This window comes from Solibacillus sp. (assembly GCF_040273735.1).
Lineage (GTDB): Bacteria > Bacillota > Bacilli > Bacillales_A > Planococcaceae > Solibacillus.
In genome coordinates this window covers 25,482-50,138 of sequence record NZ_JBELZM010000008.1, presented here as the reverse complement: position 1 = coordinate 50,138, position 24,657 = coordinate 25,482, and the positions used below count along the sequence as shown (strand labels likewise).

The window sequence follows — 24,657 nt, the reverse complement described above, 5'->3', positions numbered from 1 at the left end:
ATCACCTACAATTTTATTTCTTGATTTGTTGCAGCTGATTCATAAATCGCTGCCAACATTTTCGTCACTTCAACCCCGTCTTCTACCGTAGAAATAGGCTGTACATTATTAATACAGCAATCCACAAAATGATTAATCTCGTTGACGAATGAACCTGCGAAATCGAAACTTAACAAATCGATTTGTGGTGTAATATTTAAAATTGTTTCATGCTGTTCTTTTATAATTGCCAGTTCCGGTTCTACTTCGGCACCACCATTTTCACCATAAAGTTTTACGGATACTTCATCTTGTTTTGCATGTAGTGTAAAACTTACATCCACATATAGGGAAGCTCCATTTTCAAAGCGAATTAGCGCATTCGCAAGATCTTCCACATCATTGTGCTCAGCATCATAATCAGCCGCCTTGTAAAAAGATAAGTTTTCAATGTGGGCGCGATTTCCTAATTTTTTATACGTATTACCGGAAACTGAAATCGGCTTCGGTTTACCCATTAAATACCAGCAAATGTCGATCATATGCGTTCCTAGATCAATTAATGGCCCGCCGCCGGATTTTTTAATATCACTGAACCAGCCGCCCGGATTCCCTAATCGACGTATGCATGAAGCTTTCGCATAATAAATTTCACCCAGTTCACCTGCATCAATAAATTTTTTAAGAACGCCTACATTTGTTGCAAATCGACGTACATAGCCAACTTGTAAAATCTTATTCGACTCTTTTACCGCCGCTTCAACTGCATAAGCTTCATCAAGATTTAAGCTTAATGGTTTTTCTAGGAGAACATGCTTATTTTTTTGGAGTGCCTGAATTGCAATTTCAGCATGGGAATTATTCCATGTACAAATACTGATAGCATCAATTTCCTCGTTCGCAAGGAACTCACTCACTTTTAAATACAAATTCTCTACACAATATTTATTGCCTAACGCATGCAGTCTTCGTTCATCACTATCACAAATCGCAACAATCTCTACATTGGGATTTTCGAAATAAGGTTTTAAATGGTACTCGGATATAGACCCTCCTCCAATTACACCAACCTTTAACATGTTAATTCCCTCCCGAATATTCAATGATGGCGGTCAATGCCTCACTGCTCTCTAATATGTCATACACACCGGCTGAATTTTCAAAAGGAATTTCCAGTTTTACAAAGTCAGAAACATCAATCCCCTTACGTTCCAGTAAACGGACATAGGCTGCCAGATTGCGTCCTTCCGTCCAGCGAACATAATGATACGGATAGTCAATCGCTTCTCTTTCATAGCGAGTATCATAACGGCCTGGTCCGCCAGCTCTTGAAATTGTAATGACCGCTTCCTTTATAAACAGTTGTTCACGATTAAATTGCGGTTCTACATCACCGACAATAACAATTCTCCCTTGCTTACGAACCCACTCAAGGCTACGAGGAGTTGTTTCGGAATGTTTGCCACCAGCACATAAGAGCACAGCATCTACACCATGCCCTTTCGTATAATCCAAAATATGCAGTTCCATTTCTTTTAAATCCGAAAAAGTTTCAATGCCCGGCGTATCTTTCAGCATTTCAGCTCTTTTTTCATTAGGTTCATAGCAAATGATGTCATAACTTGCTGCTGCACAAATCTTTGCAATCATTTGGCCAAGTATTCCTAACCCGACAACTACAACCGTTTCACCGAACTGCAGCTGACCTTGACGTATAGCATGAATGGCAATCGTACCGTGTGCTGCGAATGCCGCATGCTTTGGCAATACATCTGCAGAACATTTGGCCACTAATGTTTCCGGTACAGCAAGCTGCTCCATATGCCCAACATAAGGTGCACCGTAGCAAGCAACGATATCACCTACTTGAACAGTTGTAACACTTTGACCAATTTCCTTCACTTTACCAACAGCGCTATACCCAAGCTGACGTACACCTTGTTTGCTTCCTTCAATTAATAACCGTTCAGTCCCTGGTGAAACAGCAGTATAATAGGTCTCTACTAATACCCCTGTTTCGAAAAGCTCAGGTTGATCGATTTCAGCTATTTTCACGACACCATCATGTGCTTGTAAAGCTTTCATTCTTCTCACCTGATTTCCACTTTGCTAAATTTTGTTTAACAAATGCATCATCATTTAAATGCGGATACATTTTATAAATACGAGTTATTTCATCGGCTTGACCTTCGCTTAATTCTTCATGGTCTGCCAGACACCAGTTTCCTTTTAACAATCCTTGTCTCGTCAAAACTTCATTAATTCCTGCTATACTCCCTTTAAAGGCATGTGCAGGGTCGAAGAAAGCCGCATTCGCATCTGTCACTTCGATGGCTCTTGTTAACCAGCTTGCATCAATTTGTGCTTTATTTCTAATTGCCTTGATCTCATCGAAATATTGAACGGCGGTTTTCGCCCAAACTGACCAATGTCCTAACAGGCCGCCTACCACTTTCTTTTTAACGGTTTCGCCATTGATCGTAAATGCATATTCAGTTAATAGATCAATGACAATATTATCGTCATTTCCTGTATAAAGAGCGATTTCATCCCGGCGGTGGCTATTGCATACTGCCCGAGCGACATCTAATGTTTGATAACGGTTAAAAGGCGCCATTTTAATCGCATATACGTTTTCTATATTGGCAAATTCAAGCCAAAACTGATATGTGAATACACGGCCTCCTACTAATGGCTGTAAATAGAAACCAACTACAGGAATGATTTTGGCGACTTCTCTCGTTCGCTCCAATAACTGTGCTTCCGATAAATGCTGGAGTCCTCCCATACTTAGTAAAGCTAAATCATATCCAAGCGATTTTAAAATTGTCGCTTCATTTTTCGCCTGCTCTACCGGACCGCAAATACCGCCTATTTTAATGAAGGATTCCGGTACATTCGCTTTCTTCATTTCATCTATTGCAATTGAAAGAACACGCTCATACAAGTTGAATTGGGAATCGCGAATCTCAAATTGCGTCGTATGAACACCAACTGCCAAGCCTCCGACACCCGCGTCAATATAATATTTCGTCAAGGCACGCTGACTTACTTCATCCAATGATTTGTCTTCGTTTAATGCTAATGGATGTGCCGGAATAAATGCACCATCAAACAATGCTTCCTTTACCGCTCCATTCATTTAAAACGCCCCTTTCCGCTCTTGGAAATGCGTTGGTTTATTTAACGTGGTCCCATCTAATTCCACCCATTCTGCAACCATATCAAGCATTTGCTCAATGGAAACACGGGGATAGCCAAATAATTTATGGGCATGGGCCGCTGTATTCAATAATGCTGTTTCCTGTTCGACCCCTATAATAATGGCTTCCTTATTAAAGCGGTTTGCAAACTCCTTTGCCAGCCAGCGAACAGACAATGTTTCCGGTCCTGTTACATTCAGAATTTTCACAGGTGAATCACAATGTAATAGCGAGCGAATTGCGTATTCGTTTGCATCCCCTTGCCAGATGACATTGACACTGCCCATCGTGACATCAACCGGCTCATTATTGTAGACAGATTTTGCAACTTCCAATAAAACTCCGTATCGTAAATCAATCGCATAATTTAAACGGAACATAAGCATTTTTGTTTGAAAGCGATTGGAGAAATTCGTGAAAATCCGTTCTCTTCCTAATGTGGACATTGCATATTCACCAATGGGAACTGGAGTTACATCTTCTCCGCAATTACCCGCCGTTACAGGAGTAAATGGATAAATATTGCCTGAAGAAAATACGACGATATTTGAGTTTCTAAATTTATCTGCCACACGACCTGGTACGTATGTATTCATCGCCCATGTGAAGTGTTCGTTATTAACTGTACCGAATTTATTCCCCGCCATGAAAATGATATTCGGAATATCCGGCAACTGAGCGAGTTGCTCTTCATCCAGTAAATCACAAGTAATTGTTTCTATCCCTGCTGATTCCAGCTCTTCTTTCATTTCTTTATTTGAAAATCGGGCCACACCGATGATCCGTTTCTCGATCCCCGCTTCTTCAGCTGCGCGCTTCGCCATTTTTGCTAAAGTAGGACCCATCTTTCCTGAAATTCCTAAAATTAAAATATCACCATCAATTTTTTTTATATCCTCTACTAATGCTGAGGAAGGTTTTGTCATAAATTCTTCTAATTGTTGTACCGTTTGCATTGCGGTCACCCCTTTATAAATTGAATATTCTTACATATTTCTGTAAAATTATATTAATATGGATTTTTGGAGGCACAGACATAATGAATAAGGCACTTCCGTATACCTCACAAAGTTTAGTAGGGATTATTGTTCCTGAAATTTTACAGGATACAATTAAAGAAGCATTACGTGGATTCCCTAATATCCAGCCACATTATTTTTTAACACAAGACTTTATAATGACGGACGAGTTACATCGATTTATATATGAATATGAAATGCTTGTCGCTGCAGATCCTTATATTTTTCAGCAATTGAAATTCTATGATTCATCTTTGCAGCTTTATCAGATTAATAGTAGGGCACTTCAGCTATACGAATTGCTATTAACCCATAAAATTCAAAATGAACAGAAACAGTATTGTTTTGACTTGTTGCAACAAAGTACCATTTTGTCGATTACACATCAGCTACATCATAAAATCGACTATGTGTTTTCTGAAGGCGAAACCGTTGATGCCATATTAGAAAATCATATTAAACATGCTGAACAAGGCTATTTCCCGGTCACTACGATTGCCTCTGTCTATACATCATTAAGTGCACATAATATCGAATGTCGCTATTTAATTCCGACAAAGCAAGAATTGATCGTTGCTTTTGAACGGGTATTATTGGCTTCTAAAGGGCGACAAAACAAAGAAAGCCAAATTGTGTACGGTTTGATTCAATTCGAATCGATTGCTAAACAAGAGCAGTCGAAAGTAGAGCAAATACTTCAGCAGTTCACGCAACAAATGGATGGTCATTTAATCACGTTGAATCCATTACAGTATAGTTTTATTACGACCCGCGGACAATTTGAGCGTGAAACATTAGGGTACAAGCATTTGCCGCTGCTTTCCCGCTTTAAAGAAGAGCTGAAACTTAATTGTACAATCGGCGTCGGATTTGGAATCAATGCAAATGATTCCGGCCGTCATGCAAAACAGGCTCTCTACCAGGCAAACGAAAACGGACCAAACCTTTGTTATATCGTGCGCGAAGATAATAGCGTAATCGGTCCGATTGATACGACCGTTTTTATTAACTATGAACAGTACCCGTTAGTCATAACAGATCTGAAGTTATTGGAGCGGGCGGAAAAAGCCGGTATGTCCGCTTCCTATATATCCAAATTAATGGGTCGCATTATGAAGCATCAAAAGTTTATTTATACGGCCGAAGAACTTGCTCAAACATTGAACATTACGTTACGAAGCGCAAATCGGATACTTCTAAAATGGCTGGATGCGGGACTAGTTGATATTATCGGCGAGGAAAAGATAGCCCACCGCGGCCGTCCTAAACGCATCTATTATATTCAGTTTTTGGAAGATATAAAGAATCAGTAAGTTGTGCTGGCAGTATACTTTATTTGATCTAGTAGTTTAATTGTCTGTAATGTGTCTGTTTGGTCAATGAGACTTTTTTTCTCTATAAAAAACTGCTCCATCGCATCAATCAGGCGGTCATAAAATCGGACATCTCCTTCAGCAATTTCAAACCATTCACTTTGCTGCTGTGTATGTGTTACAAAATGAAAACTATGTCGATGCTGTAAGTACCCTCTAATTGAAGATACAGTCCCATCATGAAATATTAACTTTATAAAGTGCTGCTGATCATTAAAGGTAACGGCTATGTCTTTGACAGATGTACCTTTTATCGCACTGATCATTTCCACTGCATGTATTCCATAGTAGTAATAGTCAAATTCCTGCAGCATCGGCAGTGGAGTTATGATGTCCACTGCCTCGATGCCCTTTTTAGATTTTGCCAGTTGAATTTCTTCAGCAAAGCGTAAAGCCGAGCAACTCATCAAGGGGGTTCCCCTTTCATTGGCATGTTCTACTATAGAACTCGCCTGCTCATAATTTTGTGCCAGTGGTTTATCGACAAAAACAGGTTTTTCAGAAACAGCCAAGTCTGCAAATTGTTCGAAATGTTGTGAGGCATCAACCGATGTAATGATAAACGCATCACAAATGTCTGCCAGTTCCTGTAGTGTTGTAATAAAAGGAATCTTTTTTTTACGCAACTCCGCTGAAACTCGTTCAATTCGGTTTCTGCTTAGTTCAATTGTAGACCCGCCCCGATAGGCGAATAGCTCATGACCTTTTTTCTGAAGCCTTTCACTGAACGCGACTGCATGGGTTGAATCTGTGCCAATCATACCTATTTTCATAGAAGCCCCCTACTTAATACCTGACATTGTAATTCCTTCTGTAAAATAACGTTGGAAGAAAATGAATATTAAAAATGTCGGTATAAATGAAATTGTTGCACCTGCCATTTCAACACCGAAGTTCCCTTCTTTTCCGAGCATCGAGGCAAGACCAACTGTAACAGGGAACATTTTTTCATTTGTTAAATAAATTAACGGCTGGAATAAGTCATTCCAGTTTGAAATAAAAGCAAAAGTCCCTACTGTCGCAATTACCGGGAATGATAACGGCAAAATAATTTTGAAGAAGATTTGCCAGTCATTTGCCCCGTCAATATAGGCAGCCTCTTCCAAATCCTTCGGTATCCCCTGTAAAAATTGTCGTACTAAAAACACACCCATGATTGCCCATAATTCAGGTACAATTAATGCCCAATATGTATTAATCCATCCAAAATCGGCGAACATAATATATTTGGGAATAATAAATAACTGTTGAGGAATCATGATGACTGCCATGAAAATCCAGAAGATTGCCTCTTTACCCCAAAATTGCTTTTTCGCAAATATATACCCGAGCAATGCCGCAAAAAGCATTTGAGTAATAACAGGAATGACAGTTATAACGATAGAGTTCCAGATCCATCGTATAAAAATCCCATTTGTAAAAATTGTTATATAGTTTTGAATTGATGGATTGTTCGGCAGCCAAAACAACGGATCAATTTGTGCCTGTTTCACTTCTTTTAATGAGCCGAACACCATGATGATGAATGGCATTATAAAAATGATTGCTAATATTGCTAATGCTGTATAAGAGATTACTTTTTTCATATATCTGCTCCTTCCCGCACCAGCTTAATAATAATTTGGATCTTTCCCAATATATTTACGTTGTATTAACGAGATAATGAGAATGATAAAGAATAACACATACGATAAGACTGCTGCATAGCTTAAATTCAAGCTTGTAAACCCTTGATGATATAAGTAATACACGATTGTCGTTGTTGAGTAGTTTGGTCCGCCATTCGTTAACAAGAACGCTGAGTCGAAAATTTGGAATGAACCAATCGTTGTTGTAATCGCTACGTAAAAGTGGATAGGCTTTAACATCGGGAATGTAACTTTCCAGAAGATTTTCCATGGACTTGCCCCATCAATCCGAGCCGCTTCATACAATTGACGGTCGATCGATTGTAATCCCGCATAATAGTAAATCATCGTCGTACCCGCTACTTTAAAAATACTTAAACCCGCCAGGACTAGAAGCGCCTGTGAAGAACTTGATAAAAACAGCTGCGGGTTGATTCCTACAAAACCGATTAAATAGTTTATAAAACCATCTTCTGTACCGCGGAATAACCATCCCCAAATCCCTGCAATAATTACGAATGATGTAACAACAGGTAAGAAAAACAATCCTTTAAAAAATCCTGAAAACTTAACCCCCGAATTAATGATCACTGCTAAAACTAAGCCAAGTGCCATTGTCGGAACTATATAATAGATGGAAAACTTAACTGTATTCCATATTGCTTTCCAAGCGATTTCATCATCAAATAAACTTTTCCAATGTTTTAACCCAACAAATTCAGGGTCCCCGATAATTTTCCAGTCATGAAACGTTAAATAGAAACTTAAAGCAAATGGATATATTTGAAAAATGAGAAAATGAATTATTACTGGAATGAGCACGACATAGACTAATAAATTTTTGTTTAACTCCCTCTTAAATCGTGCACTGAGTGATTGTTTAGAAGTTGTAGAGGTCACATGCCTCACCCTTTCTGTACTTGAAGTAATGAGAGAGTTTGATCTTCACGACCAAACTCTCCATTTAAATTATTTGTTAATTAACTTATCAATTGCGTCTGCCGCTTTATCTGCAGCTTCCTGAGGAGATTGTTTGCCTTCTAACATTGCTTGAATTTCCGCTTGAACTAAAGGCATAATATTACGCCCTTCTGGGTGAATCACACCTGGCTTCGCATATTGTGTGTAGCCTGATAATTTAGCCATGTATTGTTGTGAATCAAAAATATCCTTCGCTTCATCACGTGTCGGGATATATTGTGTAATATTATTGAAAGTACGTTGGTTATCAGTGTTTGTAATATACTTCATGAACTCTGCTGCAGCTTCCGGATTCTTGGAAATCGCCGAACCTACAAACATACCAACAGTACCGTAAGTTAATTGCTCTGCATCTTTTAATGGTGGAGCAATAACAAACTCAAATGGCTTCTCAGCTAATAAACGATTTACCGAAATACCAGAACCATTAACAGCTAGTAACTTCCCGCCAAAGTATAGTGAGTCATGATCAAACGCTGTAATTGAATCTTGTGGAATCCAGCCCTTTGTATACATTTCGTTAATTAATTCAAATGACTTAACCGCTTCAGGTTTGTTAATTAAGATGTTGTTATCTTCATCTATTACGTTACCGCCAGCTTGCCATAAAAATGGATAAAGCGTGTTATTTAAAGAACCGCCACCTGCATATGAAAATGCATAGTATCCAGCTGCTTTTGCTTTTTCAGCTAAAGCTTTAAATTCATCCCATGTTGTCGGAAGGCTGTTTTCATCTACGCCTAACTCAGCTAGAATATCTTTGTTATAAACTAAAGACTCTGCCGTTTGTAAAATTGGCATTCCATACTGTTTGCCTTTCCAACTTGTTGCTTCAATAGCAGTTGGTACAAAACCGCTTAACTCTTCATCTGTAACATATTGCGATATATCCAAAATTAATTGTTGATCTGCATATTGTGGCATTTGGTCAGGAATTACATAGAATACATCCGGACCTTGACCTGCCGCTAAAGCCGTTAAGATCTTTTGGTCACGATTTGCCCATGGAATTTGTTCAAAGTTAACTTTTACTCCTGTTTCAGCTTCAAAATCCGATGCAAATGTTTTCCACATATCCCCTTCACCTGTTGAGCCATCTGTATAAGGGTGTGCCCAAACTGTGATTTCACCTGATAATCCTGAAGACTCTTCTGTATCTGTGTTAGCGCTTCCATTATCTGTATTTGTATTCGCATCTGTTGAAGTCGTTTCATCTTCGCTGCAGGCAGCCATTACAACAGAAAGCACTAATACTAAAAATAGCAGTCCCAACTTTTTAAAAATTGTATTACTCATAACCCATCCCCCTTTTTATTATCCCTTTGTATAAAATAGCGAAATAGCTATTTTTTCCAGACTACATAAAAAATGGGTGGAACTCAAGTCCATTAAAAGTCCTTAATTTAAATTGTAAAATTTTTCAGACTTTTTAATTTATAATAAAGATAAGGGGGTATCTTTATGACATTTTGGGACGGGTTTTACAGTTTTGGCGTAAAGCTATTAAAAATTATTTACTTGAATTTTCTATGGCTGTTTTTTTCTGCGATTGGACTTTTTGTTTTCGGTATTTTTCCAGCGACGATTGCTTTATTTACAATTACAAGACAATTTCTGCTCAATATTGATAAGCCGATTACGAGAACATTTTGGGAAGTCTATAAAACCGAGTGGCTTAGAGGAAACGGATATGCTGGAATTAGTTATATTATTGTGCTGATTTTAGCGATCGACTTATATGCGATTTATATGCTTGATTCTTTATCTTTTCTTCTCATACCAACTTTTATCATTGCCTTTTTGATTTTTGGAACTTTGTTTTTCTTCTTTCCAGTGTATGTACATTTTGATCTAGCATTTTTGGCAATGATCAAACAAGCATTTTTATTTACAATTACATCCCCTTTCACGGTCATTTTGAATGTGTTAAGTTTCGTATTGATCTATGGCTTTTTCAATATTATACCGGGTGCAATCCCTTTATTTGCCGGGAGTGTGCTTAGTCTACTTGTTATGAAATTTTCGCTTCGTTCCTTTAAGAAAGTTGAACAAAGGAAAGTATCGGAGGCTGCAACTTGATGAACGGACTCCACCCTGAACTCGTTGAAATTATAGATCGTAAACTAAACAATTCTCGTACATTCGATCAACTGATCCTGAACAGATCATTTGTCCATTTTTCCGAACAAAACTACCCAGCGGAAAATTGTTTAATCGAAGAAATGTTGATAGGAATTATACGAGTCATACGTATACAGCCGAAGAAAGCAGTACAAAATATGCCGTGCTTTATTTGGCTTCATGGTGGGGGGATGGTGTTCGGCAGTCCGGATGACAGTGTTCCTTATGTAACAGATTTTGTACATAACTTCCAAGCGGTGGTATTCATTCCGCAATATCGGCTCGCTCCGGAACACCCGTACCCTGCTGCTTTAGACGACGGGTATGAACTATTGACCTGGATTAGGGAAAATGCAGGAAATTTGAATATAGATCCTACAAAAATCATCGTAAGTGGTGGCAGTGCCGGGGGAAACTTAGCATTGGCCATTGCTTTAAAAGCTCGTGATGTAAAAGGGCCAAAAATCAAGGCGGTTTTACCGTTGTATCCGATGCTTGATGCAAAAGAAAGACCATTTCATCAGAAATTTACTTCACCTGCTATTTGGAATGCCGAAAAAAATAAAAAAAGTTGGCTTGCTTATTTACCCGACAGTGAAAAGATTCCTCCTTATGCATCCCCTTTTTATGCAAATATTGAAGGGCTTCCGCCGGTTTATACGTTTATCGGAACGCACGATTTATTTTACGAGGAAGTATGTGAATTTGTGGATAAACTACAGCAATCCCGTGTACAAGTCCAATTTGATACTTATCAAGGATGTACACACGGGTTCGACTTGGAAGAAATCCCAATTGCCCGCGAAGCCAAAAAACGGCTTTTGGATATAACATCGAAATTATTGAAGTAACCGAAAAATGGAGACCCGCGGAAATTTAGCGGATCTCCATTTTTTTATGCCAAACCACTATATGGATAAAGTAAATTATTCGGATACATAATATCTTTTTGAACTTTAACAAACATAGCTCCATCATCGATGAGCACATCTTGCATGACAGGAATCTTTAAATTATCCGGTGTAAAACACAGTCTGATTTTTTCGGATTGAATAGGTAAGCAACCGATTATTTCCTGTACATCAACCTGCTCTTTGGAAATCACGTCGATTAACTCAGCATACTCGGCTGTTTCATTCAAAATGACAAATGCCTGAAACTTGGGTAGATAGTAAATACAGTCCCGGTATTGCGTCAATGCATGGAACATCACGATATTTTCATTTTGAACCATACTCATTTTCTGGCTGACAGGTTTTCTAAACACCGTTGTTTCATAAAATACATTTCTTGTAGGCTTATCATCCAGGTTCACTTTCTTTACTTCTGTATGAACCTCCTCAATATCTTTTTTATCCACAGTAAATGTAGATTGTATACGCGTTTCAAAACCAAACTTCGGATAAAAGTCCAATACAGTTTTATTCGCAAATAGGTATATGATATGTGCATTAGCATGGTCTATCATAACCTTTTCCATAAGCTGACGGGACAATCCTTTCCCTTGGTATTTTGGATTTGTCATAACTGTTCCGATTTGAACAGCTTTATACTGTCTGCCGTCCAAAATCATCGTCCCGCTACTTGTAGATACATTGGCGACTATTTTTCCATCCACTTCGAATACATAGGGGCAATATGTATCGTTCCAATACCCTTGCTCATCCCATTGTTCAAAATCCAGACCAAAAGTATCTTTTGCCAGTTTAAAGAAACTTTCTTTCAGCTGTCGGTTATGGCGAACAGCATCTCCTTTAATGAAATTCATCTCCAACCCTCCTTTTAGCGCAAATATTTTCATAAATAATTTCCCCTTCTGAAACAGTTAATACAACATCTTCGTTTTCATTTATGATATAAAAATCAGCATCTTTACCAATTTCAATTGACCCTTTATTTTCAAATAATCCTAACAGTTTTGCACTGTTTGTTGAAGTCAGCTTAGCCAGTGTCATATCTGATAGTCCGAGCCACTCCTTCATATTTTTTCTGGACCTGTTTAAATTCAGCGTACTTCCCGCAAGCGCATCACTTCCGACTAATTTACACAAGCCCTCTTCTACACGAACTTGTTGTCCACCTAAATCATAAATACCGTCTGCTAATTCGGTTGCCCGCATACTGTCTGATACTAATATCATTCGGTCTTCACCAATTGTTCCGTAAATTAAGCGAATCATGTCCGGGTGAATATGAAATCCGTCAGCAATAATTTCCAGCATACACTCACTTTGCAGTAAAGCGACCTGCAATCCTGGCTCCCGGTGATGAATCGGCCTCATACCATTACAAAAATGAGTGGCATTCTGAATAAGCTGTTGTTCCAACAATGCCTTTGTCTCAGCGTATTTGGCATCAGAATGACCAATCGATGCTACAATCCCTTTATTTTTTAAGTATGCTGCAAGCTTATGCCCTTCATCTAATTCTGCCGCTAGTGTAGTAAGCTTAATTTCGTTTTGAGAAGACTCGTTTAAATGGTCAAATATTTCTACAGAAGGCTTTATTATAAACTGATCGGACTGTGCACCTTTTTGAATCGGGTTAATGAAAGGACCTTCTAAATGTATGCCGGCGATTTTGGCACCTCTTACATTGTTCTTTGTATTGGCAATCGATTGTACAACATGCTCGATCTGAGTTTCTGAAGCAGTCATCGTTGTAGCTAAAAAGGTAGTCACTCCGTATTTTGCAAGCGCCTTACTGATCGTATTTAGACTGCTTTCCGTTCCGTCCATAACGTCAGCACCGGACATTCCGTGAATATGCTGGTCAATCATTCCCGGCATCATTTTATACGCTGCCTTTGTTTCCACAAGACCGGTTTGTTCAGGCAATTCGTCTTTTTTACAAAACCGGACTATTTTTTTGCCTTCAATAACGGCGTAACAATCTTCTTCTATCCGCAGTTCTCGCACAATCTGGAGTGGTCCAATACACCATGTTTTTTCCATGAACGTTTCCCTCCTTTAACCTCGCCTTATATATTCCCCATTATTAGCCTATACTTGTCATTTTTCAAGAAAATTCCTTTTAGAACAAAATAAAACGACAGTCCAATTTAAGAATGGACTGCCGTTTCTAAGAAAAAATTAACGTTTATTAATTTCTTCCATTAAGATTTGGTTTGTTAATTGTGGGTTTGCCTGACCTTTAGAAGCTTTCATAATTTGGCCAAGAAGTGCTTTAATCGCACGGTCTTTACCAGCTTTGAAATCTTCTACTGATTTTGCATCATTATCAAGAACAGTTGTTACGAAACCACGGATTACTTCCGGATCAGAAATTTGTACTAAGCCTTTTTCTTTCACGATTTTCGCAGCGTCTCCACCATTCGTTACTAACTCAGTGAATACTTTTTTCGCGATTTTAGAAGAAATTGTACCGTCCGAAATTAATTTCACCATACCAGCCAAGTTTTCCGGTGTTAGAGCTGTATTTTTCAGCTCTTTTTGTTCTGCATTTAAGTATGCAGAAATATCACCCATCAACCAGTTAGCTGATAATTTCGCATCAGCACCTGCATTTACAGTTGCATCAAAGAAATCGGAAATCTCTTTGTTTACTACAAGTACGTTTGCATCATAATCATTTAAGCCTAATTCAGAAACATAACGTGCTTTACGAGCATCCGGTAATTCCGGAATCTCGTTACGTACGCGCTCTACCCATTCATCAGAAATCGAAAGACGCACTAAGTCCGGCTCTGGGAAGTAACGGTAATCATCCGTACCTTCTTTAACACGCATAAGAATTGTTTTACCTGTTTTCTCATCAAAACGGCGTGTTTCCTGCTCAATAACGCCACCAGCCATTAATACTTCTGCTTGGCGGATTTCTTCGTGCTCTAAACCACGACGGACAAAGTTGAATGAGTTCAAGTTTTTAAGCTCAGTTTTCGTTCCGAACTCTTCTTGACCGTATGGACGAATTGAAATGTTCGCATCACAACGAAGAGAACCTTCCTCCATACGTACGTCAGAAACGCCTGTATATTGGATGATTGATTTTACTTTTTCAAGATAAGCATACGCTTCGTCTGGCGTGCGGATATCCGGTTCAGAAACGATTTCTACTAATGGCGTACCTTGACGGTTTAAGTCCACTAAAGAATAGCCATCAGCATGCGTTAATTTACCAGCATCTTCTTCCATGTGAAGACGGGTAATACCGATTTTCTTTTTGTAGCCTGGTGTATCACCTTTAGCTGGAATTTCGATTTCTACCCAACCATTTTTACCGATTGGCTTATCAAATTGTGAAATTTGGTAAGCTTTCGGATTGTCCGGATAGAAGTAGTTTTTACGGTCGAACTTAGTTTCTTGTTCGATTTCCATGTTTAATGCTAAAGAAGCACGCATAGCGTAATCTACTACTTGTTTATTTAATACTGGTAAAACACCTGGATAACCAAGGTCGATTACTGTTGTATTAGTGTTTGGTTCCGCACCAAAGTGGTTTGGACTGCTAGAGAAGATTTTTGAGTTTGTTTTTAATTCAACGTGAATCTCTAAGCCAATGACTGTTTCAAAGTTCATTTTATTTTACCTCCCATAATGCTGGAGTTTGTTTAGCGAAATCTGTTTGTTGCTCATAAGCGTATGCCACACGGTAAAGTGTTTCTTCATCAAAATGCTTACCGATAATTTGTAAACCTAATGGTAATCCGTTTTCAAAACCGCATGGAACTGAAATTGCCGGTACACCTGCCAAGTTGATTGGAATTGTTAAAATATCGTTTGCGTACATTGTCATTGGGTCATCAATGTTTGCGCCAATAGCGAATGCTGGTGTTGGTGCAGTTGGCCCGATGATTACATCATAGTTTTCGAATACTTTGTCATAATCAGCTTTAATTAAAGTACGCGCTTGTTGTGCTTTTTTGTAGTAAGCATCATACGTACCTGCTGATAATGAATATGTTCCAAGCATAATACGACGTTTTACCTCATCGCCGAAACCTTCAGCACGGGATTGTTTGTACAGCTCTAATAAGTTTTTCGCGTTTTCTGAACGGTAGCCGTAGCGAATACCATCGAAACGTGAAAGGTTTGAAGATGCTTCTGATGAAGAGAGAATGTAATAAGCTGCTAATGCATATTTAGAGTGTGGTAAAGATACCTCTTCTACTGTAGCACCTAAGCCTTTTAATACTTCCAATGCATCAAGTACCGACTGTTTTGCTGCTTCGCCAACGCCTTCACCTAGGAATTCTTTTGGTACAGCAATTTTTAAGCCTTTAATATTACCGTCTAAAGCGGCTGCATAGTTTGGTACTGGCACATCTGCAGAAGTAGAATCCATTTCGTCTACACCTGAGATTGCTTCAAGTAATAATGCATTGTCTTTTACATTGCGTGTAATTGGTCCGATCTGGTCTAAAGAAGATGCGAATGCAACTAAACCGAAACGAGATACACGACCGTATGTAGGTTTCATTCCTACAACACCACAGTAAGCTGCTGGTTGACGGATTGATCCACCCGTATCAGAACCTAGTGAAAATGGCACTTCACCCGCTGCAACTGCTGCTGCAGATGCACCTGAAGAACCACCTGGCACATGTGAAAGGTTCCATGGGTTTTTAGTTGTTTTATAAGCAGAGTTTTCGTTAGAAGAACCCATTGCGAATTCATCCATGTTCAATTTACCGACTGTAATCATGCCAGCATCACGTAATTTTTTTACGATTGTTGCATCGTAAATTGGCATAAAGCCTTCCAGAATTTTAGAAGCACAAGTTGTTTCCAATCCTTCTGTTACGATATTATCCTTTACGCCAATAGGCATACCGAATAATGGACCGCGCTCCTCAAAAGGAACTTGATCTAATTCAGCTGCTTTTGCAGTTGCTTGTTCTTTATTTAGTGCTAAGAAAGCTTGTACATCGCCGTCCAACTTTTCAATGCGGTCAAACGCTTCTTTTGTTAAATCCGCAATTGTTAGTTCACCCGACTTTAAGCTCTCTTGCAATTGTGCTGATGTGCGCTCAAATACTGTCATGCGAGTGGTTCCTCCTATTACTCCATAATTGATGGTACTTTAATTTGACCTGCTTCTTGTTCTTTTACGTTCAGCATTACTTTTTCAAGAGGTAAGCCTTCTTTTGCTACGTCCTCGCGAAGTACGTTCACTAAAGGTAAAACATGTGAAGTCGGTTCAACATTTGTTGTATCTAATTCATTTAACTGCTCTGCGAAATCAGTAATTTTACCTAGTTGTTCAGCAAATTTCTCTGCTTCCTCTTCTGTAATAGCAAGGCGAGCTAAGTGCGCTACGTGTTTTACTTCTTCTTTTGAAATTTTTGCCATTTGTTACACCTCCAAGTTATCGAATCAAATATACCTCGGCAAAATCCGGATCATCCGCCGGGTCTATATGTGGAGTCAGTGATTGTTTTGGATACCCGCTGATTCTACATAAACCATGCCCATAATGATAACATTTTTCCTTGTAAAAATCTTCGCTTTAGGAAAAAATCCAGCAAACAATCCCCCACTTACGACGATTTTTCGCCAAATCAACGCATTAACGTAGTGAAGTAGAAATCCTGCGCAAAAAGAAAATACCACACTCGTAAAAGTATGGTATTTTTCGGGAGATTTTACTCATAAATATGAACAAAAGGCTCATCTTCATTCGGTTCTTTAATAATTAGTACTTCTGGTCCGTTAACAGAAGTAATACTCACCGAAATATACAGATCAAGGGGTAAATGATTAAGCATTAAGCCGGTCAAATACTGTGTAAATCCTGTAATTTCAGCTGTTCCGTAAAACTGGATCGGGATTTCGATATCAAGCTTCTGGACTTTTTTGTTTTGGTAAAACCCAGTGGCAAACACACTCGTGAAGTTCGAGAAATATTTATCGACATCCTGCTTAAAGTTTTGGAAATTCGTATTCAACTCACGGTATACATCATCCGGCGAACTCATCGGGAAAGTAACGTATTTTTCATCGATTGCTTTCCACTCACCCAATTCTGTTTTTCCTTTATCTGCGAAGTTATAGTCAGTATATGTCCCTGGTACAATCGCATTTCTTTCAGCTTGTTTAAATAAACCAATTACAATCGGGACATCTGCCAGTTCCGGACGAGCACGCAATCGATTGATAACTTCCTGCGCTATTTTTTTACCTTCTGCTTCTATTTCCGCATCGGGAATTTTTTGTTCAAAAAATTCTCCATACTGTTCTTTCTGATAATAGTAAACTGAATTTAAAGCTAATCCGATTGAAACACCTGCCAGCTTTACTTTGTTCTCATCGGTTTTTGTTAAATAATTTTGTTCCACAATGTGTGCCAAATAAACCGGAGCTTCTGTTGCTTTCACAGTTGGTTCCATTTCCTTGCCTGTCGCCTCATCCACGCTTGACGGGTTTAGACCTTGGTACTCCGGTCCTTTGTCTTCTGTTTGGTTTGGACGGGCTAACCAGTATTTCAATGTTTCTTCATCTAAATACTGACCTTCCTGGAAATAGTAGTTTTCCGTATCGAAATGATTTTGTGAAATACGCATTAAGCCTGTTTCGACTTCCTTCATATCGTACTTCGTATAAATATTGGAAACAACTAAACCACGGCTCGCACTTTCCTTATATGGAATCAATGTACGATAAAATTTATCGTTTATTTGCATGTTCGGGATAATTGTTGTTTCCACAGCTTGTTCTGTATCTGATTCTTGCGTCAGTTCTGTATCAGGTGTGAGGTTTGGCGCACACGCTGACAACATCGCCGCTACAATTATCGCAGGTATCCAGCGATAACGTTTCATGAGAGCAAGTCCCCTTTACTATATTAATTGTTCGATTAGGCGCACTTCATCCCAAATTTCAATGCCTAAGCTTTGGGCCTTTTCAAGCTTCGAGCCTGCATCTTCTCCGACAATTACAAGGTCTGTCTTTTTACTGACACTTCCTGCAACCGTACCACCTAACTGTTCTATTTTCGCCTTTGCTTCGTTACGTGTCAATTGCTGTAATTTACCTGTCAGTACAATTGTTTTTCCTGCAAAAGGATTTGCCCCTGCTTCCACGACAACTTTCTTGCCTTTATAGGACATATTTAAGCCAAATCCTTTTAGGCGTTCGATTAATTGTTGTACTTGCTCGCTTGCAAAATACGCTACAATCGATTCGGCCATTTTATCGCCAATTTCATGAATATCTTTCAATTCGTCTTCAGTAGCGACCATTAGTGCATCGATCGTTTCAAAATGAGCTGCCAAAATCTTAGCTGCTTTTTCCCCAACATGGCGGATTCCAAGACCAAATAATAATCGTTCCAGCGAATTATCCTTTGACTGAATAAGCGCTTCAACTAAATTTGTCGCCGATTTTTGTCCCATTCGCTCCAGATTGATCAGCTGTTCTACTGTAAGTTCATATAGTCCCGCTACATCTTGAATATAGCCTTCGCGCAGCAGCTGTTCGACTACCTTCTCGCCAAGACCGTCGATATTCATCGCATTACGTGATACGAAATGTTTCACACCTTCCGCAATTTGCGCAGGACATTGAGGATTCACGCAGCGCAATGCTACATCAGTATCAATACGTACAACTTCTTCGTCACAAGCAGGACAATGTGTCGGCATTTTGTACGGTACGGTGTCATCCGGGCGCTGCTCCAGAACGACCCCCACAATTTGCGGGATAATATCCCCTGCTTTTCGTACGATGACCGTATCATCGATTCGAATGTCCTTTTCGCGAATAAGGTCTTCATTGTGCAATGATGCACGGCTCACAGTAGTTCCCGCAACAAGTACCGGTGTTAAAATCGCTGTTGGAGTAATAACACCCGTGCGACCTACCGTCAGTTCAATATCTAATAACTTTGTTATAACTTCTTCAGCAGGGAATTTGTAGGCAATTGCCCAGCGCGGCGATTTTGCTGTAAAGCCAAGCTCATCTTGTTGGGCATAGCGATTCACTTTGATGACGATACCATCAATTTCATATGATAAATTTGGGCGCGCTTCTGTCCACTTTTCTATAAACGCCAAAACGTCCTCAATAGTTTCGCAATACTCACGCTCTTTATTTGATGGAAAACCTAGCTCCTCCAAATACTTGAGCATTTCCCAGTGCCCATCAATGCCATAGCTTTCTCCGTCCCCGCCAACTGCATATATAAACGTCGATAAATTTCGGCTTGCTGCAATTTTCGGGTCTAATTGACGCAACGATCCTGCTGCCGCGTTTCGAGGATTTGCAAATAGCTCTTCTCCATTTTCAGCACGACGTTCATTCAGTTTCTCAAAAGATTTTTTCGGCATATAGGCTTCGCCGCGCACTTCTAATGTTACTGGTTCTTTTAAACGTAAAGGAATGGCACGGATTGTTTTCAGGTTGGCTGTAATGTCTTCCCCTACTGTTCCGTCACCACGTGTAGCACCTTGTACAAATACCCCGTTTTCATAGCGTAGAGATATGGCCAAACCATCAATTTTCAGCTCACATACATACGAGTAATTTTTACCGATTGCCTGTTCGATTTTCCGGTCAAAATCACGCAAATCTTCCTCATTGAAAGCATTCGACAAACTAAGCATCGCTGTTTCATGCGTTACTTTTTTAAATCCTTCCAATACCATGCCACCGACACGCTGAGTAGGAGAATCAGGATAAATAAATTCCGGATTTGCTTCTTCTAATGCGATAAGTTCATGTAAAAGCTGATCATATACGCTATCTTCTACTATCGGTTTATCCAGTACATAATACGCATAGCCATACTCATGAAGAAGCTTGTTCAATTCCGCAATTCTTTGTTCTATTTCATTCATCAAATGTTCCTCCTAAGCTTTCGTAATCGGCGCAAATTTCGCTAGCAGACGTTTTATTCCAGTTGGTGACGGGAAAGCAATGTCCAGTTCCATACCATCACCTTCACCTTTTACGCTTACGACCATACCGACGCCCCATTTACCATGGGCAGCTTTGTCGCCTACTTTCCAGTCAAACTTATCCCCGCCAGTAGAATTCAGACGTGACGTTTGGGAAGCAGGTGCCTGCACACTTCCTAATGAACGCTTCGGCATACGGTCATAACGGTTCGATTTAAATGGCAATGAATCATCGCGATATGATGTAGTATTTGCTTTTGAAACCTGCTCTAACACATTTTCATCAATTTCGCGTAAAAAACGTGATGGGGCATTGTAGCCTGTACGCCCAAAAATTGTACGTGAGCCCGCACAAGACAAGTAAAGACGCTGTTCAGCCCGAGTAGCACCGACATACATTAAGCGTCGTTCTTCGGCCATTTCATCTTCACTTTCCAATGAACGTGAATGGGGGAATATATTTTCCTCCATTCCGATAATGAACACAACAGGGAATTCCAGTCCTTTTGCGGCATGCATCGTCATTAGAATAATCGTACCTTGCGCTTTTTCTTCTTCATCTAACGAATCAATATCAGCAATTAGTGCAAGGTCCGTTAAAAATGCCACTAATGACTGATCTTCACTGCGCGCTTCAAAAGCCTGGGTTACTGTTAAAAACTCTTCTATATTTTCCAGGCGGCTTTCTGCTTCAATCGATTTTTCCGCTTTCAGCATTTGACGGTATCCTGATTTTTCAAGCACTTCTTCCACAATCTCTGTTACCGATAAGTCTTGCTGACGTTCACTTAATGAACGAATCATATTGTAGAAATTTTCTGCGGAAGTGGCTGCCTTCCCTGATAGCCCCATAAATACAAGCTCACCCATCGCATCGAAAATCGAACGATCGCGTTCCATCGCATAGACAAGCATTTTATCAAATGAAGTCGCACCAATTGCACGTTTTGGTTCATTGATAATTCTCGCCAGCGACAAGTCATCATCATTATTCGCAATTAAACGCAAGTAAGCGAGCAAGTCTTTAATCTCTTTACGATCATAGAACTTTGTACCGCCAACAATCTGGTAGTTCATATTCGATTTTACGAGCACATCCTCCATTACACGTGACTGTGCGTTAGTACGATATAAAATCGCAAAATCATCCAGCTTGTAATCTTCATCCTTCATAAGCTTTTGAATCGTACGTACGACATACTGCGCTTCATCCTGCTCATTGCCTGCTTTGAAAAGCTGAATCTTTTCGCCTTCCGGATTTTCTGTTCTCAGTACTTTTTTATAGCGGTCTTTATTCTTTTCAATGACGCTGTTTGCTGCTTGTAAAATACGCTTTGTCGAACGGTAGTTTTGCTCGAGCATAATAACCTTTGCTTCTTTGTAATCTTTTTCAAACGATAATATATTTGAAATATCGGCACCGCGCCAACGATAGATCGATTGGTCCGAATCCCCTACAACACAAATATTACGGAATTTCTTCGCAAGTAACTGCACAAGCAAGTATTGAGATTTATTCGTATCTTGATATTCATCAACGTGAATGTACTGGAATTTGTTTTGGTAAAATTCAAGCACGTCCGGCGCTTCATTAAATAGACGTATTGTCAGCATGATTAAATCGTCAAAATCGAGACTTTGATTTTGTCTTAATCGTTTCTGATAGCCTTTATATACTTGTGCGACAATCTTTTCAAATGGATTATGCGGATTCATGTTCGCTTCAAAGCCGTCCACAGTAATGCACTCGTTTTTTGCCGAACTGATCGTATTTAAAATTGCACGCGGATCATATTTTTTCGGATCGATATTATCCTGCTTCAATATATTTTTTATAACTGTCAGCTGATCAGAACTATCTAAAATTGAGAAGCTCTTTGAATAGCCGATCCGGTCAATATTGCGTCGCAAAATGCGTACGCACATTGAGTGGAATGTGGATACCCACATGCTTTCCGTTGTTCCGTTACCTAAAATCCCGTCGATTCGTTCTCGCATTTCACGGGCAGCTTTATTTGTAAACGTAATGGCTAGAATTTTCGAAGGGTAAACTTCACGCTCAACAACTAAATAGGCGATACGGTGAGTTAGTACCCGTGTTTTCCCAGAGCCTGCCCCTGCCATAATCAGGAGCGGGCCTTCCGTTGTTTTCACCGCTTCAGCTTGCTGTGGATTCATTCCCGCTACTAAATTTTTTGCTATATGCTCCATATTGCACCTTCCTATCTAAAGAACGTTTGTTCCTATTATATAACACTTTTTACTGCTTGTACGGTTTTTAATGCCGCTTTTAAATCATCATAAATAATATTTCCGACCACTACAGTATTGGCATGTGCAGCCATTTCCTTCGCTTGTTCAACGGACGTAATTCCGCCTCCATAAAAGAGCTTTGTTTCATTTAAAACTTCGGCTGTTGCTTTCACCATTTCGATATCACCATATGCACCGCTGTACTCTAAATAAAATATCGGCAATTTAAAATAGTTTTCGGCCATTCGTGCATAAGCCACTACATCTTCCACCGTCAAATCCGTTTTCGCATCTGTTGCTTGCGCTACTTTACAATCCGGATTCAATATACAGTAGCCCTCCGCTACAAGCTCTTCCCAAATTAGTACATCACCGTATTCTTTAATCGCTTCATGATGCAGATCTTTCACCCATTTTGTATCTCGACTATTCAACACGGACGGTATGAAATAATAATCATATCCCGGTGTAATGCTATCGACATTTGAAATTTCAAGCGCAATCGGTACTGAAAAACGACGGACACGGACGAGCAAATCCAGTACGCCATCCAACGTCACATCATCTGTTCCGCCAACTAAAATAACATCCGTACCTGATTCGCAAATCTGCTCTAATGCCTCATCCGAAATTTCCTTTGCAGGGTCCAGTTTAAATACATGTCTCCAGTTTAAATATTCCATGAATATATCCACCTATTCTCAAAATTTTTATATTGAACTTTCCATTATCTTAGTTTTTATTGACCATCTCTTAGTATAACGAAATTCGATGAAATATTAAAAGACTGAGCGGATAAATCTGCTCAGTCTTTTAAGCTTGCTCATATATTTATGATTGGGCGCTTCTTTACTTTGACGTAAATGGCTTTTCATCTGGATAAAGACGGCCCAGCATTTCATCATAAGTGTCATTTCCGTAATCAAAGCAACGGCGTACACGGGAAATTGTTGCTGTTGAAGCACCTGTTTCCTTTTTAATTGTTTCATACGTTTTTTTCAAACGTAATAAATGTGCAACTTCAAATCGCTGTGCCAATGACTGAATTTCACTAATCGTGCACAAGTCATCGAAAAATTTATAGCATTCCTCAATATCTTTTAACTCTAGGACCGCTTTAAACAACTGATCTGTTTGATGACCGCGAATTTTTTCAATTTGCATGTGCCCACCATTTCCTCTCTACTCTGAATATATAACAGATGCCGCTAGACCTGGAGATGTTGGTACGAAATGTATCCATGTCTTTCCTTGAACTAACTTTACTTCCGATCCATCTTCTTCGACTGCCACCAGCAGGCCATCTGCATTTTTCCATTTCACTTCACGTATCATCCCTGCCTGGGCAACATACGCATTGCCGCCACCAGTAATTGTAATGTCGCGTCGACCCGCATTGTCTACAATTCGATGAGGCATTTCAAAAAATAAAATGTTGGCTAATTCGATGGATTCATTTGTTTCGTAATCTATTGTTTCTACATTTGCAGAATAACGCTTGTACTGATTCGTTTCCGCATTGTAAACGTACTGACTATTAAATGAACCACTATTATTGTATTTTACCGATACTTCATTAGCCGTTGTTCCTATTTTAACATTATCTTCGGCTTCATAAAATGGGTAGGCCACTTTTTTCTGATAAAGTAGTGAAGTCCCCACTTTTTCAGCACCTGCCTTTACATTTTCGCCTGAAATATAAGAATTGTGAGGAGCCACACGTGTTGATGAACGTTTAAAGTAAGTACCATCATAGTGCATTCCATTTATATTATCGACGATTCTTTGTGCAAGCATCGATTTTGCTTCTGGACTGTAGCCATGCGCAATATAAAAGGCGTCCAGCCCTTTTGCGATATCAATGAAGTATGATCGCGCACTGCGAATCGGTCCGATAGATTCAGGAAGTTCAGACTGGTAAAGTGCTAAAAAGCGTGTAACATCACCTTCCGCCAGCATTTCATATACAACATCCGCCTGTGCAAGTCCAGATTGCGGACGTGCTTGCGGATGGTTATTGATCGTTGCAAGTATTGGGCGCATCGTTACTTCTTCCGCTACTCGTTCCCCTGTAAAAGGTGTAACAAATGGCAGTATTTCTTCCGCCTCCGCTACAATAATATCTTCCTCTACTTCCGTTTCTTCTATCTCTACAACAGGTTCCTCTGTTTGTTCTTTATCGGAACAACCTGTCGTTAAGGTTATGCCTAATAGCGCTAACATAAATATACTGCGTTTCATCGT

At 39.5% G+C, this 24,657-nt stretch carries 22 protein-coding genes; 3 read left to right on the top strand and 19 right to left on the bottom strand.

The genetic code is table 11. From position 1 onward, the window contains the following. Window positions 1-5 precede the first annotated feature (5 nt). From ABS917_RS09680 to ABS917_RS09665, 4 genes are read right to left on the bottom strand one after another with little or no spacing between them, the layout of a single operon-like run. Window positions 6-1,058: a Gfo/Idh/MocA family protein gene (locus tag ABS917_RS09680; RefSeq protein ID WP_350478773.1), complete on the bottom strand. Its 1,053-nt coding sequence runs from the start codon at window positions 1,056-1,058 to the stop codon at window positions 6-8. 1 nt (window position 1,059) lies between these two features. Then, window positions 1,060-2,064, bottom strand: a complete 1,005-nt coding sequence (locus ABS917_RS09675; protein ID WP_350478772.1) for a zinc-dependent alcohol dehydrogenase — start codon at window positions 2,062-2,064, stop codon at window positions 1,060-1,062. Further along, window positions 2,042-3,121, bottom strand: a complete 1,080-nt coding sequence (locus tag ABS917_RS09670; RefSeq protein WP_350478771.1) for a dihydrodipicolinate synthase family protein — start codon at window positions 3,119-3,121, stop codon at window positions 2,042-2,044. The genes ABS917_RS09675 and ABS917_RS09670 overlap by 23 nt, the downstream gene beginning before the upstream one ends. Beyond that, on the bottom strand, window positions 3,122-4,138 hold the full coding sequence (locus ABS917_RS09665) for an NAD-dependent epimerase/dehydratase family protein (RefSeq protein ID WP_350478770.1): 1,017 nt from the start codon (window positions 4,136-4,138) through the stop codon (window positions 3,122-3,124). 83 nt (window positions 4,139-4,221) lie between these two features. On the opposite strand from ABS917_RS09665, the gene ABS917_RS09660 reads away from it, so the two are divergent. Further along, complete coding sequence (locus tag ABS917_RS09660) at window positions 4,222-5,514, top strand: transcriptional regulator (RefSeq protein WP_350478769.1); 1,293 nt, start codon at window positions 4,222-4,224, stop codon at window positions 5,512-5,514. On the opposite strand, the gene ABS917_RS09655 is transcribed toward ABS917_RS09660, so the two are convergent. From ABS917_RS09655 to ABS917_RS09640, 4 genes are all read right to left on the bottom strand, one after another. Beyond that, a complete protein-coding gene (locus ABS917_RS09655) occupies window positions 5,508-6,347 on the bottom strand; it encodes a Gfo/Idh/MocA family oxidoreductase (protein WP_350478768.1) in 840 nt (279 codons plus the stop codon). The two genes, ABS917_RS09660 and ABS917_RS09655, sit on opposite strands and share 7 nt — an antisense overlap. Window positions 6,348-6,356: 9 nt before the next feature. Continuing rightward, window positions 6,357-7,160, bottom strand: a complete 804-nt coding sequence (locus tag ABS917_RS09650; protein WP_350478767.1) for a carbohydrate ABC transporter permease — start codon at window positions 7,158-7,160, stop codon at window positions 6,357-6,359. Window positions 7,161-7,184: 24 nt separating this feature from the next. Continuing rightward, window positions 7,185-8,102 carry a carbohydrate ABC transporter permease gene (locus tag ABS917_RS09645; protein WP_350478766.1) on the bottom strand — a complete coding sequence of 306 codons (918 nt, stop codon included), beginning with the start codon at window positions 8,100-8,102 and terminating at the stop codon, window positions 7,185-7,187. A 69-nt stretch (window positions 8,103-8,171) separates the two neighbouring features. Beyond that, window positions 8,172-9,479, bottom strand: a complete 1,308-nt coding sequence (locus tag ABS917_RS09640) for a sugar ABC transporter substrate-binding protein (RefSeq protein ID WP_350478765.1) — start codon at window positions 9,477-9,479, stop codon at window positions 8,172-8,174. Window positions 9,480-9,644: 165 nt separating this feature from the next. On the opposite strand from ABS917_RS09640, the gene ABS917_RS09635 reads away from it, so the two are divergent. Together ABS917_RS09635 and ABS917_RS09630 are read left to right on the top strand one after the other, a co-directional pair. Continuing rightward, window positions 9,645-10,262, top strand: a complete 618-nt coding sequence (locus ABS917_RS09635) for a YesL family protein (protein WP_350478764.1) — start codon at window positions 9,645-9,647, stop codon at window positions 10,260-10,262. Beyond that, the gene (locus tag ABS917_RS09630; protein ID WP_350478876.1) at window positions 10,262-11,155 is read left to right on the top strand and encodes an alpha/beta hydrolase; all 894 of its coding nucleotides are present in this window, start codon (window positions 10,262-10,264) and stop codon (window positions 11,153-11,155) included. Before ABS917_RS09635 ends, ABS917_RS09630 begins: the two co-directional genes overlap by 1 nt. Before the next feature lie 44 nt (window positions 11,156-11,199). Here ABS917_RS09630 and ABS917_RS09625 read toward each other — a convergent pair whose 3' ends face one another. The 11 genes from ABS917_RS09625 to ABS917_RS09575 all read right to left on the bottom strand — a co-directional run bounded on the left by ABS917_RS09625 (window position 11,200) and on the right by ABS917_RS09575 (window position 24,654). Then, on the bottom strand, window positions 11,200-12,072 hold the full coding sequence (locus ABS917_RS09625; RefSeq protein WP_350478763.1) for a GNAT family N-acetyltransferase: 873 nt from the start codon (window positions 12,070-12,072) through the stop codon (window positions 11,200-11,202). Continuing rightward, the gene (nagA, locus tag ABS917_RS09620) at window positions 12,059-13,258 is read right to left on the bottom strand and encodes an N-acetylglucosamine-6-phosphate deacetylase (RefSeq protein ID WP_350478762.1); all 1,200 of its coding nucleotides are present in this window, start codon (window positions 13,256-13,258) and stop codon (window positions 12,059-12,061) included. The genes ABS917_RS09625 and nagA overlap by 14 nt, the downstream gene beginning before the upstream one ends. 138 nt (window positions 13,259-13,396) lie before the next feature. Continuing rightward, window positions 13,397-14,842 carry an Asp-tRNA(Asn)/Glu-tRNA(Gln) amidotransferase subunit GatB gene (gene gatB / locus ABS917_RS09615; RefSeq protein ID WP_008409014.1) on the bottom strand — a complete coding sequence of 482 codons (1,446 nt, stop codon included), beginning with the start codon at window positions 14,840-14,842 and terminating at the stop codon, window positions 13,397-13,399. A gap of 1 nt (window position 14,843) precedes the next feature. Continuing rightward, window positions 14,844-16,307, bottom strand: coding sequence for an Asp-tRNA(Asn)/Glu-tRNA(Gln) amidotransferase subunit GatA (gatA, locus tag ABS917_RS09610; RefSeq protein ID WP_014822593.1), 1,464 nt, complete (start codon window positions 16,305-16,307; stop codon window positions 14,844-14,846). Window positions 16,308-16,324: 17 nt separating this feature from the next. After that, window positions 16,325-16,615 (bottom strand): Asp-tRNA(Asn)/Glu-tRNA(Gln) amidotransferase subunit GatC, encoded by a 291-nt coding sequence (gene gatC, locus ABS917_RS09605; RefSeq protein ID WP_008408705.1) that lies wholly within the window; start codon window positions 16,613-16,615, stop codon window positions 16,325-16,327. A gap of 293 nt (window positions 16,616-16,908) precedes the next feature. Beyond that, window positions 16,909-18,084: a CamS family sex pheromone protein gene (locus ABS917_RS09600; RefSeq protein WP_350478761.1), complete on the bottom strand. Its 1,176-nt coding sequence runs from the start codon at window positions 18,082-18,084 to the stop codon at window positions 16,909-16,911. A gap of 18 nt (window positions 18,085-18,102) precedes the next feature. Then, window positions 18,103-20,100 carry an NAD-dependent DNA ligase LigA gene (gene ligA / locus ABS917_RS09595; protein WP_350478760.1) on the bottom strand — a complete coding sequence of 666 codons (1,998 nt, stop codon included), beginning with the start codon at window positions 20,098-20,100 and terminating at the stop codon, window positions 18,103-18,105. 12 nt (window positions 20,101-20,112) lie between these two features. Further along, the gene (gene pcrA / locus ABS917_RS09590; RefSeq protein WP_350478759.1) at window positions 20,113-22,371 is read right to left on the bottom strand and encodes a DNA helicase PcrA; all 2,259 of its coding nucleotides are present in this window, start codon (window positions 22,369-22,371) and stop codon (window positions 20,113-20,115) included. A gap of 35 nt (window positions 22,372-22,406) precedes the next feature. Then, complete coding sequence (gene pcrB, locus ABS917_RS09585) at window positions 22,407-23,096, bottom strand: heptaprenylglyceryl phosphate synthase (protein WP_350478758.1); 690 nt, start codon at window positions 23,094-23,096, stop codon at window positions 22,407-22,409. A gap of 166 nt (window positions 23,097-23,262) precedes the next feature. Next, window positions 23,263-23,577 carry a YerC/YecD family TrpR-related protein gene (locus ABS917_RS09580; protein ID WP_008408714.1) on the bottom strand — a complete coding sequence of 105 codons (315 nt, stop codon included), beginning with the start codon at window positions 23,575-23,577 and terminating at the stop codon, window positions 23,263-23,265. Window positions 23,578-23,595: 18 nt separating this feature from the next. Next, the gene (locus ABS917_RS09575) at window positions 23,596-24,654 is read right to left on the bottom strand and encodes a DUF3048 domain-containing protein (protein ID WP_350478757.1); all 1,059 of its coding nucleotides are present in this window, start codon (window positions 24,652-24,654) and stop codon (window positions 23,596-23,598) included. Between the last annotated feature and the right edge of the window lie 3 nt (window positions 24,655-24,657).